The sequence below is a fragment of the Amycolatopsis orientalis DSM 40040 = KCTC 9412 genome (assembly GCF_000478275.1).
GTDB classification, from domain to species: domain Bacteria; phylum Actinomycetota; class Actinomycetes; order Mycobacteriales; family Pseudonocardiaceae; genus Amycolatopsis; species Amycolatopsis orientalis.
In genome coordinates, this window is the sequence record NZ_ASJB01000062.1 from 20893 (window position 1) to 33042 (window position 12150).

Sequence of the window (12150 nt, forward strand, 5' to 3'; positions counted from 1 at the left end):
CCTCACCGGATGCCGAACTTGTTCGAAAGGGCGACGTCGAGGGAGATCTCGAGCTGTTCGTCGGCCGCGTCGAACACGGTCTCGATCATCTCCGCGGCGATTTCACGGCCCGCCGCGTCCATCGGACGGTCCTTGAACTCGAGCGCCAGCGGCGAGACCGACGGCTGGTGCGCGATCTCGTGGCGGTCGCCGAGATAGTCGAGCCGGAGGTCCGTGTTCGCCTCGACCTCGTCCGCCAAGGCCTTGGTGTGTCGGAAGAACGGCTCACCGCTGGTCTCCAGCGCGTGCATGAGCCACAGCCTCGAAAGCGGGTCCTCGTTACCCGCGGCCAGCTCGGTGAACCGGACGATGTTGCGCCGGTGCACGTCGGTCTGCGGGTCCAGGTAACAGAATTCGAGGGTGTCGCTGCTGTTCCAGCCGAGGATTTCGTCCAGCCCCAGCTGCTTCCAGTCGTCGAGGAAGAGCGTGTTGTGCGTGGACAGGTCGTCGACCCACGCGTTCACCGTGCGGTGCAGGTCGGACGACGGCGCCGGATACCGGATCGCGTACCGGTTGAGGTCGCGGTAGCCCATGACGTCCATCGCCCACATCGGGATGAACCGCCGCAGCGCCTGCAGGGCCGTGATCCGGTCGCCCCGGTTCTCGAGCCAGGAATAGAACGGGTGCGCCTCACTGCGCTTCCGGCGTTCGGTCAGCAGTTTCTGCAGCGGCTCCTGGCTGGCGTGCACGACGCCGCCGGTGCCCGGCCGCAGCCCCGGCAGGCCCGCGGCGGCACGATTGATCGTCGGCCGGAGACCGGGACGCGGAGGAGTTCCGGTGGAGATGTACTTTTCCGCGTAGATCATCCACATGTCGAGCTGGTCGGAGAAGATCTCGTAAATCGTGTCCGCCAGTTTCAGTGCCTGTGCGAGCCGTTCGTCGTCCAGTTTCTGCTCGACGAAGAGATCTTCACAGTCCATATGTCCGGATTCGAGGGCGAGGTGGAACGGCCCCATGTACGGGAGTTCGATTCCGGTGCGCTCGGTGAAGCCGATGGCGATCTTCGACGCGTGCTTGAAGAAGACCGAGCCCAGTGCTTCCATCATTTCCGACTGGGCGAACCGCAGGAGCGGATCCTTGGTATCGGCGATGGCCATCGACAGGAAGTACACCCCGTGCCCGCGGGCGACCTCGTTCGCCTCGGACAGGAACAGCCACCACAGTGTGTCACTGGCCGTCCAGCCGAGTTTCTCGTTCAATCCCAACAGCTTCCAGTCCTCAAGGAACAGCCGCGAGTGGGTCTGGTCCTCGAAGGAGTGGATGTTGATCCCGCGTTCCAGATCGTTCGCCGCCTTCGGATACCGGAACACCCACTTGTTCACGTCGCGGAATCCCATCGAAAACGTCGCCATGGCCGGCATGATCAGCAACGGATCCGGAACCGGCGTTTCGGCCGAGTTCATCCATTCGAACAATGGGTGTCGATCGAGATCTTCCTGACGTTTCGCCACCAGTTTCAGGACGTTCTCCACAAGACCACCTCATCTCCCCCCGCCAGATGCAGGGCTTGCCTGACTTGGTGACAATTCTCCGGGCGGCGAAGACGGGGCTGCATCTTCGCAGGTGCGCCGGTTTCGAGTGGGCCTCCCGCACGTGAGAGGATGACCGCCGGAAGTGTGCCCGATTAATGTTCGGCACCATGCATCCACGTTACCGGCATGCCGCTGCGATCTATGACAAGGCATTTCCGTTCTTCTCATTCGGGGCCGGTCCGAAGATCCACGAAATCGTCGCGCGGACGGTCGCGGTGTCCGACGGCGGCACGGTGGTGGACGTCGGCTGCGGGACCGGGCTGATGCTCGCGATGCTGCGTGAGCGCGTCGGCCCGTCGGGCCGGGTGATCGGGATCGACATGACCGAACCGATGCTGGACCGCGCGCGGCAGCGGGTTTCCCACGGTGGCTGGAAGAACGTCGAACTGCACTGCGCGGACATGACCGAGTTCGACCCGGGCACCGAGGCCGACGCCGCGGTCTTCGCGCTCAGTCTCAGCGCCGCCGAACCGGCCGCCACGTTCCATCACACGCTCGGCTATCTGCGCCCCGGCGGCAGTGTCGTGATCGCCGACGGGATCCCGGCGCGAGGCCGCTGGTATCACCCGGCCATCAACGCCTACGCGCGCTTCCGGGCGCCGCTCGTCGGCTCTGATCTCGGCCGGGCCAGGGAGATCGAGCGGCTGGCGCACGAACATCTCGAAGACGTCCGGACCCGGGTCATCTGGGCGGGCCTGTACACGATCATCAGCGGCCGCGTGCCGCGCAAAGGGGGGTAACCGTGTCCGTTCAACCGAAGGAACTGTTCGGTCCCGAGTTCATCCGTGATCCTTATCCGACCTACGCCTGGCTCCGCGAGCACGATCCGGTGCACCGGTTCCTGCTGCCGCAGGGCATGCCGGCGTGGCTGGTCTCGCGGCACGACGACGTCCGCGCGTGGCTCGCGGATCCGCGGCTGGCCAAGGATCTGGAGCGGTTCCTGCCGCCGGACGCCCTGCCGGGCCACCACGTGCGCGACGTGCTCACCAAGAACATGCTCGCCAGTGACCCGCCCCGGCACACCCGGCTGCGGCGGCTCGCGTCGAAGGCGTTCACCGCGCGCCGCGTCCAGTCGCTGCGGCCGCACATCACGCAGTTGGCCGACGAACTGCTGGACGAGATGGGCGACGAGGGCACCACGGATCTGATCGACACGCTCGGCCTGCTGCCGATCACGGTGATCTACGAACTGCTCGGCGTGCCACAGCGCGACTGGGAGGCGTTCCGCGCGTGGTCGGTGCTCGGATCCGACGAGCAGTCGACCGGCAGTGAGGACTTCGAGACCTCGACCAAGTCGCTGAAGGAGTACACCCAGGCCCTGATCGCGGACAAACGCGTGACGCCGGGCGAGGATCTGCTCTCCGACCTCATCGTGGCCCGGGACGAAGGTGACGCCCTCTCCGACGACGAGCTGGTCGCGATGGTGTTCCTGCTGCTGCTCGGCGGCCAGGAGACCAGCATCAGCCTCATCGGCGCGACCGTCTACCACCTGCTGGGCCATCCCGAGCAGCTCGCGCTGCTGCGCGCCGAGCCGGAACGGCTGCCGTCGGCGATCGAAGAGGTGCTGCGGTTCGACGGCCCGGCGATGAACGCGAGTATGCGGTTCGCCGTCGAAGACATCGAAATCGGCGGCGTGCCGATCCCCGCGGGCGGCATCGTCTTCCTCGGGCTCGGGTCGGCCGGGCACGATTCGGCGCACGTCCCGGACGGCGACAGTTTCGACATCCGCCGGTCCGCGTCCAAGCACCTCGCCTTCGGACACGGTGTGCACACCTGCATCGGGTCGGCGCTGGCCCGCCTGGAGGGCGAGATCGCGATCGGCAGGCTGCTGGCCCGCTACGGCGAACTGAGCCTGGCCGTGCACCCGGACGACCTGAAATGGCGCCCCGGCATGCATTTCCGCGGTCCGGCCGAACTGCCGGTCAGCTACCGGGTGGAGCCGAGGTGATGCCGGAGATCGCGGTCGCCCCGGAGCGTCCCCGCGGCGATCGGCTCGATATCGACATGTCGACGGTGCTCGACTGGTTGCGCGACTACGTGAGCGCGCCTTCGGAGCACATCGGCAGGCCCGGCCCGGTCTGCCCGTTCGTGCCCGGCGCGCTGAAGGCGGGTGCGATCCGGCTCAGCTTCCATTACGGCGTCGACGCGTGCGACGCCGACGAGCTGCGCGAACTCGTCACCGCGGAGCTGCGGGAGTTCAAACGGCTGACTGAGCCACCGAAGCAGTCGGGGATCTCGCTCGACAGCGTGCTGGTGGTGCTCCCCGACGCGGTCGAGGAGGGCTGGCGGCGGATCGACGAAAGCTATGGCGGGCTCAAGGATCTGGCCGTCGGGGAAGGGCTGATGATCGGCCAGTTCCACCCGGCCTGCGCGGAGGTCGCCGTCCGCAATCCGCGGTTCCCGGTGTCGCGTTCGCCGATCGCGCTCTACGCCATCCGGCATATGGCCCCGCACGACGCGTTGTTCCTGCACGTGGAGCGGGGCTGGTTTCGGAAGTACGCGGCGCGGTTCGCCTTGCACGCCAGGCGATCGCGCACCGATCCCCTGATCAGCGAGCTGTACCACCGGGCCTGGAACCGTTATGGAGGCGGGAAATGACCGAGAGTGTCCAGCTCCGGCAGATGGTCTTCGGCCAGTTGCTCTCCCGTGCCGTGTGCACGGCGGCCGAATTCGGGCTTTCCGACCGGCTCGCCGCCGGACCGCTGTCGGTCTCCGAACTGGCCGGGCAGGCGGGTGCCGATCCGAGGCGGCTCGCGCAGCTGATGCGGGCACTCGCCGCGTTCGGGCTCTACACCGCTCGCGACGACGGCGCGTACGAACTCGCCCCGCTCGGCGCCGCGCTGCGCACCGGCGCCCCCGGCTCCGCCCTGCCGACGGCCTTGCTCGCGGCGGGGGAGATCGGCGTCGCGTGGACGGGGATGGCGGAGACCGTGCGCACCGGCGCGCCCGCGTTCGACCGGCAGGTGGGGGTGGACTTCTTCACCCATCTCGGCCGCGATCAGCGGCTGCGGACCCTGTTCGACCGCTCGCAGACGCACGACCAGGAACTCGAGATCGACCAGCTGACCGCGCAGGTCGACTTCTCGGGATTCCGCCGGATCGTGGACGTCGGCGGTGGCGACGGGGCACTGCTCGCCCGGTTGCTGAGCGAGAACCCGGGCGCCGAAGGGGTCCTGCTGGACAGCCCGAAGGTCGCCGCGACGGCGAGTGCGCGGATGCGGAGCGCCGGGCTGGCGGCACGGTGCACCACCCTCGGCGGGGACTTCTTCGCCGAGGTGCCCGGCGGTGGCGATCTCTATGTGCTGCGCCAGATCCTGCACGACTGGGACGACGAACGCGGCGTCGAACTGCTGCGGGTCTGCCGCCGCGCGATGCCGAGGGCGGCGCGGCTGATGATCATCGAGCGGGTGGTCGAGGAGGGCGGGACCGGCGAGGACGCGCGGTTCGCGGCGCTCATGGACCTCTACATGATGACCGTGCTGGGCGGTGAGGAACGCTCCGGCCGCGAATTCGGTGACCTGCTCGGGAAAGCGGGCTTCACGGTGCGGCGGATCCATCGGCTGCCCACCGCGGTCGCGGTCATCGAGGCGGATCGCTGAACGGCGTGATCACCAGGTGGGGCGCGTGGACACGCCGCCGTCCACGGTCAGGGTGTGCCCCGTGATCCACGCCGCGAGCGGTGAGGCGAGGAAGACGCAGGCGTTCGCGACGTCGGCGGGAGTGCCGAGCCTGCCCAGCGGCGCGGCCTGTTCCCAGCGGCGGACGCCGTCCGGCCAGTCGTCGCCGAGGCCCGGACGGTCGATGAGGCCGGGGGAGACGGCGTTGACGCGGATCCCCCTCGGCCCGTATTCGAGCGCGGCGGCACGGGCGTGCATGACCAGGGCGGCCTTGGCGCTGCTGTAATGCGCGTGCCCGGGCGCGGGCTGGGCGGCCTCGATGGAGGCGATGTGGACGACGCTGCCGCCGGTCATCACCTCGGCCGCCGCCTGAGTGCAGGAGAACGCGCTGGTCAGGTTCGTGTCGAGGACGGCGCGCCAGCTCGTCACCGACATCCCCGGCAGCGGCTCGACCGGCTGCACGCCGGCGTTGTTGACCAGCGTGTCCAGCCGTCCGGTCCAGGCCGCGGCGTCGGCCACGAGCCGTCGGCAGCCGTCGTCAGCGGAAAGGTCGGCGGCGAACGCGGCGGCGGTGCCTCCCGCCGCCTCGATCCGTTCGACGAGCGCGCCCGCCGACGCCTCGTCGCGGTGGTAGTGCACGGCGACGGCGCTGCCCGCCTCGGCGAAACGCAGGGCGAGGCCCCGGCCGATACCGCCGCTGGCCCCGGTGACGAGGGTGGTCGTGCCGGTGAGGTCGAGCATCGAGGTCCTTTCGGGCGCGTTTCGTTTCGCGGACGGCGGGGTTCGTCTGGGGTGCTGCGCCTCCCGGTTTCGGGGGGCACTCTTGATCAGGCCGGAAGGCTCCCCTGGCAAGGTGCACCCGGACCCCGTTCCCTGGCCTTGGGAAGCGGGCTCCGAAGCGGTTTTCGCTGCTCCGGAGCCCGCTCGCGGGTCATTCGCCGTCGTGCAGTGTCCGCAGTGGTGACCGGCCGTAGGCGGCTCGATAGTAGTGCGCGAACCGGCCCGGATGGAGGAATCCCCAGCGGGCGGCGACCTCGGTGACGGTGAGCCCGGTCGTGGGATCGGCGGCCAGCAGTTCGCGATGCGCGTGGTCGAGGCGGACCCGGCGGAGGTGTTCGGTCGGGGTGGCGCCGAGATGACGGCGAAAGGCGTACTGCAGTGCCCGGATGGTGACGTGCGCGGCGGCGGCGATGTCGGCGACGGTGATCTCCCGGTGGGCGTCGGACTCGATGAAGGCGACCGCCCGGCGCACCGTCCGCGGATGGGCGTCCCGGCGGTCCCCGTCCGCGGAATCGCCGACCGCGGTGTTCGGGAACGCGGTCAGCACCGCGGCGGCGAGCATCGACTCGGCACCGGCCACGACCAGGGAGGTGCCCGCGAGCGGCGGAACCGTCCGCAGGGCCTCGGTGACGTAATCGATGGTGGCGGTCAGATGCCGCGCGGCGGCCGGGGTCACCGGGCGCAGGTCGATGAACCGGATCCGCTCGGCCTCGGTGATCCGCGTCAGCAGCGGGAACGGAAGGGTGACGGCCTGCATGACGCCGTCGGCCCAGTGCGCCCCGAAGGGCTCGCCGTCGGGGGCCGAGGAGGCGAGGAAGACGTCGCCGGGGCCGAAGTGGTAATCGGTACCACCGCGGTGGTAGTCCATCACCATGGTGCGGGGACGGCCGACCAGCATCGCGGGCAGCGGGCCGACGCGGTAGACGATCTCGTCGGTCTGCGAGCTGTAGTCGATGGCGAAGGAACCGGCGGTCAGCCTGGAGTGGCGGAAGGAATAGCCCTTCCTGCGGCCGGTCATCCGCACACTGGGGCCGTACATCTTCACGAGGTAGTCGCCGGCGCTGTCGCAGTCGGTTGTCTGGAACGCCCAGTGCTGTGGAACCGGCATCGCCCCTGCGTACACCGGTTCACCGGTGCTTGGGAGCCCGCATTTAGGTGACTAAACGCGTTTCCGCAGGGCGAGGACACCCGAAGCGAGGAGGAAGACCAGGCCCGCCAGGACGTAGCAGTTCCCCAGCCACTGCTGGGCCGTCGTCCACGTCTGGCCGGGCCGGTCGAACGCGGGGAAGTACCGGAACGGCGCGGCGACGAAGACCGTCGCGACGACCCCGGTGACGGCGAGCCAGGCCAGCGCCCGGCGATGGTCGCGGCGGTGGAGGACCACGCAGGCCGCGGTGGTGAACAGCGCCGGGGCGATCCACACCCAGTGATGCGACCACGACGTCGGCGAGATGAGCAGGGCGAAGGTCGCGTTGAGCAGCAGCGCCTGCACGAGGGAGGAGCGGTACATCGTCAGCGTCACCAGCGCCAGCAGCACGATGGTCAGGACGAGCCACAACGGCTTCGCGGCGGCCGAGTCGACGCCGAACCGCGCCAGTACGGCCTGCAGGGTCTGGTTGGTGTGGAACGACGTGCCGCTGATCCCCGACGCTCCGGCGAAGCCGCCGAACCAGTAGCGGGCGGAGGCTTCCGGGGCGATCGCGAACGCGACGGCCGAAGCGGTCACGAAGGTGCCCACGGCGGTCAGCGCGCCGCGATAATCCTTGCGCACCAGGAAGAAGAGCAGGAACGCCATCGGCGTCAGCTTGACGGCCGCGGCGAGACCGACGCCGATACCCCGGTAACGGCCCCGCGCCAGCAGGCAGTCGGCCGCGACGAGCCCCATCAGCAGCAGGTTGATCTGGCCGAAACCGAGGGTCTGGCGGACCGGTTCGAGGAAGAGCGACGGCGTGACCGCCAGCGCCGCGACGAGCAGCGCCTTCCGCCGGTCGCCGGACGGCCACAGGACACGGGTGATCGCGTAGAAGGTGATCCCCAGCGCGGCCAGGCTGAGCGCGAACAGCAGGATGACCGCGCCGGTCCACGGGAGCAGCGCCAGCGGGGTGAGCAGCAGCGCGGCGAACGGGGGATAGATGAACAGCAGCGGGATCCCGGCGTCCGAAAGCGGCAGGGCGCCGTAGAGATCGCCGCCCTTCCAGAGGGCGTCGACGCCGAAGCGGTAGATCTCGAGGTCGCTGTGGGAGTCGCCCGTCGTCGCCCAGGCCACGGCGCACGCCATCGCCAGTGCGGCGAACGCGCCGAGGGACCACGAGGTCCGCCCGCGCGACGTGGCGGGAAGCATCGCGTGGTGGCCCCTTCAACGGCGGTGAACGCCCCGAACTGTACCTGGACGGTGGACCGGTGCCCGCTCACGAGTCCTTCGCGACGTGGCCGCGAGTGGCAGATGGGCTCTGGTCTCGTGAGTGGTAATGAGGGTTAGAACCGTCATTACCACTCACGAGTCCTGTGCGGGGGGCGTGTGGTGGGGGCTGGGTCTGTTCGGGTGGAGGGTGTCGCGAGGGCCTCCTTTGCGACGTTGACCGTCTCAAAGGGGGCCTTTGCGACGTAGCCGTGAGTGAGCGGGCGGGTTCCGGTCTCGTGAGTGGTAATGAGGGTTAGAACCGTCATTACCACTCACGAGAAACGACTTCCGTCGGCAGCGGCGGCCTCGCGTATTGGTCTAGACTTTTCATCTCCCAGTGTGGTGAAAGGGACGGTCCATGCGCGGAACGACGGTGTTGCCGAGGACGCCTTGCCTGCAGCCGAAGGCGGGCGAATTGCCTTTGCACCGGCTGGAGGTCCGCGCGCCGGACGCCCTGCCGTTCACGGTCGGCACCTTCGACACGATCGGGCCGATGTCACGGGCGGATTTCCCGCATCGGCACACCTTCTACGAAATCGTCCACGTCACCGGCGGGACCGGTGACCACGTCGTCGATTTCACCCGCTGGGAATTGGGGCCGCCACAACTCGCGGTCATCACACCGGGGCAGGTACATCATTGGGATGCCCGCGGTCTCAGCGGGGACGTGGTCCTGTTCACCGACGATTTCCTCCTCGAACATCCGGCGGATCGCGAAACACTGCGAAGACTGAGTCAACAGCCGTGGCGGCTCGGTGAACGCGCGGCCGAGGAGACGGCGAGGCTGATCACCGAATTGGTCGAGGAGTTCCGCCATGGCGGACAGGGCACCGAATCGGTGCTGCGGGCCCTGATGCACGTCCTGATCGTGCGGGCAGGACGGCTTCCGGGACTGGCCGACGCGCGCCCGCCCGCGCGGGCACAGGCGGTGGGGACGGAATTCGCCCGCCTGCTCGGCCGTCCCGACCTCGGCCTGTGGTCGGTCGGCGCGCTCGCGGAACGGATCGGGGTCACCCCGGGATATCTGACGGACGCGGTGAAAACGGCGACCGGCCGGACGGCGGCGCAGTTGATGCGCGAGGCCAGGACGCGGGAGGCGAAACGATTCCTGCGCGGTACCGATCTCTCGGTACGGCAGGTGGCCAGCCGCGTCGGCTTCGCGGATCCCGCGTATTTCTGCCGGTTCTTCCGGCGGGAAACGGGGTTGAGCCCCGGTGATTATCGCCGGACCGGAGACGCGCCCCCGGAGATTCACCACGACTGACCAAGTCAGTCCATCGTCCGCAGCTGATCTTCTCCATACCGTCGAGGGTGATTCCCGAAGCCCCCACGAGGAGCAGGTATGGACGAAGAGAACAAGCTCAGCCGGAAGACCGTGCTGAAGGCCGCGCTCGCCGCGGGTGTGGCGGCTCCGGTCGCGCTGATCGGTGGCCCGGCCCTCGCCCGCACCACCGTCGCGAACGGCCAGGCCCCCGAGCTGACCCCGGCCTGTGACGACGGTGACGACCCGACCCCGCCGCAGACCGAAGGTCCTTATTTCAAGCCGAACTCCCCACAGCGCACCTCGCTCGTCACGCCGGGCACGCAGGGGACGAGGCTCACCGTGTCCGGCTACGTCTTCGGTCTCGGCTGCCTGCCGATCGCGCGGGCACTGCTGGACTTCTGGCAGGCGGACGTCAACGGCGCCTACGACAACGTGGGGTACACCTTCCGCGGTCACCAGTTCACCAACGACCAGGGCGCGTTCACGCTGAGCACGATCGTGCCCGGTCTGTACCCCGGCCGTACCCGGCACATCCACGTCAAGGTGCAGGCGCCCGGCAGGCCGGTGCTGACCACGCAGCTCTACTTCCCCAACGAGCCGCGCAACAACACCGACTCGATCTTCGATCCGCGCCTGCTGATGACCGTGCGGGACGCGGGCACGGCCAAGGAGGCCGCGTTCGACTTCGTGCTCAACGTGCCGCAGACGCCGACGTCGACCTCCCGGCCGACCAGTACGACGCCGACGACGTCGACCTCGACCTCCAATCCGCCCGGCGGGACGACCTGGGCGGCGGGAACCGGCTATTCCGCGGGCGCCCGGGTCACTTACAGCGGTCGCGGTTACGTGTGCTTGCAGGGGCACACGGCCCAGCCTGGCTGGGAACCGCCCGTCACGCCCGCGTTGTGGCGCGCGGAGTGACGCACGGCCGCTGTGGAGGGAGATAGACGCGGGCGGACTCCGGCCGCCGGGACCCACACCCCGGCGGCGGGGTCCGCCCGCCTTTCCGCGCGGGGTGGGGTTTTCCCCACCCCCAAGTAGGAGCTTCGCTACAGCGCGCCCGCCCCGGTCCGCGGACGATGATCGGTTTCGACATCGGAGCGAAGGGGTGAAACGGTATGACGGACAACCGGAAGCGTTGGGGGAGAAGGGGAGTGATCGCCGCCGCGGTGGTGCTCACCGGCGCGGTGCTCGCGCCCGTGGCGAGCCCGGCTTTCGCGGCGGACACGGACACGGCCACGGCCTGGCGCGACCCGGTGCGGTCGCTGGACCGGGCGGCGCATCCGCTGCGCTCGACCGAGCCCGGCCGGAACACCGCCGACCTGCGGGCGCTGGGCGGGATGATCGGTGCCGCGAAGGTGGTCGGCCTCGGCGAGGCGACGCACGGCTCGCACGAGTTCTTCACCATGAAGGAGCGGGTGTTCCGTTATCTCGTCGAGGAGAAGGGATTCCGGGCCTTCGCGCTGGAACTGAGCTGGTCCGCGGGGCTGGAGATCGACGAGTACGTCCAGAATGGCCATGGCGACGCCCGCGAACTCGCGAAGCGGACGTTGGCCGGTTCCCCCTGGGACCGCGAAGAGTTCGTGAGCCTGATCCGGTGGATGCGCGATTACAACCGCGCCCACCCCGGCCGCACCGTGCACTTCGTCGGCGACGATCTCGGCGCGCCTTCGGTGAACGACGGGTTCTTCGCCAGGATCACCGACTACGTGCGGCAGCACCATCCGGCGGCGCTGCCCCGGCTTGAGCGGCTCTACACCGGCCTGCGCCCGATCGACGACGCGTTCGCCTACCTGCGCAAACCGCTCGACGAACGACTGCGCCTCGCCACCCAGGCCGAGGAGGCCCAGAAACTGATCGAGGGCCTGTCCGGCGCGGACGCCCTGGACTGGACCGGCCAGCACGCCCGGTTCGTCGCGCAGACCGCCCGGTTCCTCGCCGTCGACCTCGCGGATCCGCACGGCCTGCCCGCCGCGCAGATCCTGCGCGACCGGGCGATGGCGCAGAACGTCGCCTGGTGGCAACGGCGGACCGGCCACAAGATCCTGCTCTCCGCGCACAACGGCCACGTCTCCTACGTCACCGACAATCCGGGGCTGTACCCGAAGACCCAGGGCGCCTTCCTGCGCGAAACGCTGGGCCGGGACTACCTGCCGATCGGGTTCAGCTTCGACCGGGGTTCGTTCCTGTCCAAGGACAAGGCGCTCGAGGGCGAGTGGAAACGCTTCTCCGTCCCCGCCGCGCCGTCCGGCTCGAACGAGCACACCCTCGACCAGGTCCGGTTCGAGGACTTCTACCTCGACGTCCGCACCGCGCCGCCGTCCGCGCGCACCTGGCTGGACACCGCCCGGCCCACGCGCACCATCGGCACGCAGTTCCCCGTCGATCCCGCGGCCATCTCGCTCGGGCGGTCCTACGACGTCGTCATCCACCTGCACGACGTCCGCCAGGCCGATCTGAGAAGGTAGTGACACCGCGCCCGTTTAGGGGTTTTTAACCCGGTTTGCCTGGCGGGCC

Annotated in this window: 11 protein-coding genes; 7 read left to right on the top strand and 4 right to left on the bottom strand. The window is 69.2% G+C overall.

What is annotated here, in order from left to right; all coding sequences use genetic code 11:
* Window positions 1-2: 2 nt before the first annotated feature.
* Window positions 3-1442 (bottom strand): hypothetical protein, encoded by a 1440-nt coding sequence (locus L324_RS41000; protein ID WP_152546936.1) that lies wholly within the window; start codon window positions 1440-1442, stop codon window positions 3-5.
* Between the two features lie 236 nt (window positions 1443-1678).
* Here L324_RS41000 and L324_RS41005 point away from each other — a divergent pair, with 236 nt between their 5' ends.
* The 4 genes from L324_RS41005 to L324_RS20670 are packed head-to-tail and all read left to right on the top strand — an operon-like array spanning window position 1679 to window position 5170.
* Window positions 1679-2311: a class I SAM-dependent methyltransferase gene (locus L324_RS41005; RefSeq protein ID WP_152546937.1), complete on the top strand. Its 633-nt coding sequence runs from the start codon at window positions 1679-1681 to the stop codon at window positions 2309-2311.
* A gap of 2 nt (window positions 2312-2313) precedes the next feature.
* A complete protein-coding gene (locus L324_RS20660) occupies window positions 2314-3519 on the top strand; it encodes a cytochrome P450 family protein (protein ID WP_037310911.1) in 1206 nt (401 codons plus the stop codon).
* Window positions 3519-4169: a DUF6875 domain-containing protein gene (locus tag L324_RS20665; protein ID WP_051174004.1), complete on the top strand. Its 651-nt coding sequence runs from the start codon at window positions 3519-3521 to the stop codon at window positions 4167-4169. Before L324_RS20660 ends, L324_RS20665 begins: the two co-directional genes overlap by 1 nt.
* On the top strand, window positions 4166-5170 hold the full coding sequence (locus tag L324_RS20670; RefSeq protein ID WP_037310914.1) for a methyltransferase: 1005 nt from the start codon (window positions 4166-4168) through the stop codon (window positions 5168-5170). Before L324_RS20665 ends, L324_RS20670 begins: the two co-directional genes overlap by 4 nt.
* Before the next feature lie 9 nt (window positions 5171-5179).
* On the opposite strand, the gene L324_RS20675 is transcribed toward L324_RS20670, so the two are convergent.
* The 3 genes from L324_RS20675 to L324_RS20685 form a co-directional block, all read right to left on the bottom strand.
* Window positions 5180-5929, bottom strand: a complete 750-nt coding sequence (locus L324_RS20675) for an SDR family NAD(P)-dependent oxidoreductase (RefSeq protein ID WP_037310917.1) — start codon at window positions 5927-5929, stop codon at window positions 5180-5182.
* Between the two features lie 190 nt (window positions 5930-6119).
* Window positions 6120-7076 (bottom strand): helix-turn-helix domain-containing protein, encoded by a 957-nt coding sequence (locus tag L324_RS20680; protein WP_037310919.1) that lies wholly within the window; start codon window positions 7074-7076, stop codon window positions 6120-6122.
* Between the two features lie 51 nt (window positions 7077-7127).
* Window positions 7128-8309, bottom strand: coding sequence for a glycosyltransferase 87 family protein (locus L324_RS20685; RefSeq protein WP_037310922.1), 1182 nt, complete (start codon window positions 8307-8309; stop codon window positions 7128-7130).
* Between the two features lie 418 nt (window positions 8310-8727).
* Between L324_RS20685 and L324_RS20690 the strand changes: the two genes are divergently transcribed.
* The 3 genes from L324_RS20690 (at window position 8728) to L324_RS20700 (ending at window position 12101) form a co-directional block, all read left to right on the top strand.
* The gene (locus L324_RS20690) at window positions 8728-9633 is read left to right on the top strand and encodes a helix-turn-helix transcriptional regulator (RefSeq protein WP_037310925.1); all 906 of its coding nucleotides are present in this window, start codon (window positions 8728-8730) and stop codon (window positions 9631-9633) included.
* A 78-nt stretch (window positions 9634-9711) separates the two neighbouring features.
* Window positions 9712-10554: a dioxygenase family protein gene (locus L324_RS20695; protein ID WP_037310928.1), complete on the top strand. Its 843-nt coding sequence runs from the start codon at window positions 9712-9714 to the stop codon at window positions 10552-10554.
* 233 nt (window positions 10555-10787) lie between these two features.
* Window positions 10788-12101, top strand: coding sequence for an erythromycin esterase family protein (locus L324_RS20700; protein WP_235783596.1), 1314 nt, complete (start codon window positions 10788-10790; stop codon window positions 12099-12101).
* Window positions 12102-12150: the final 49 nt, after the last annotated feature.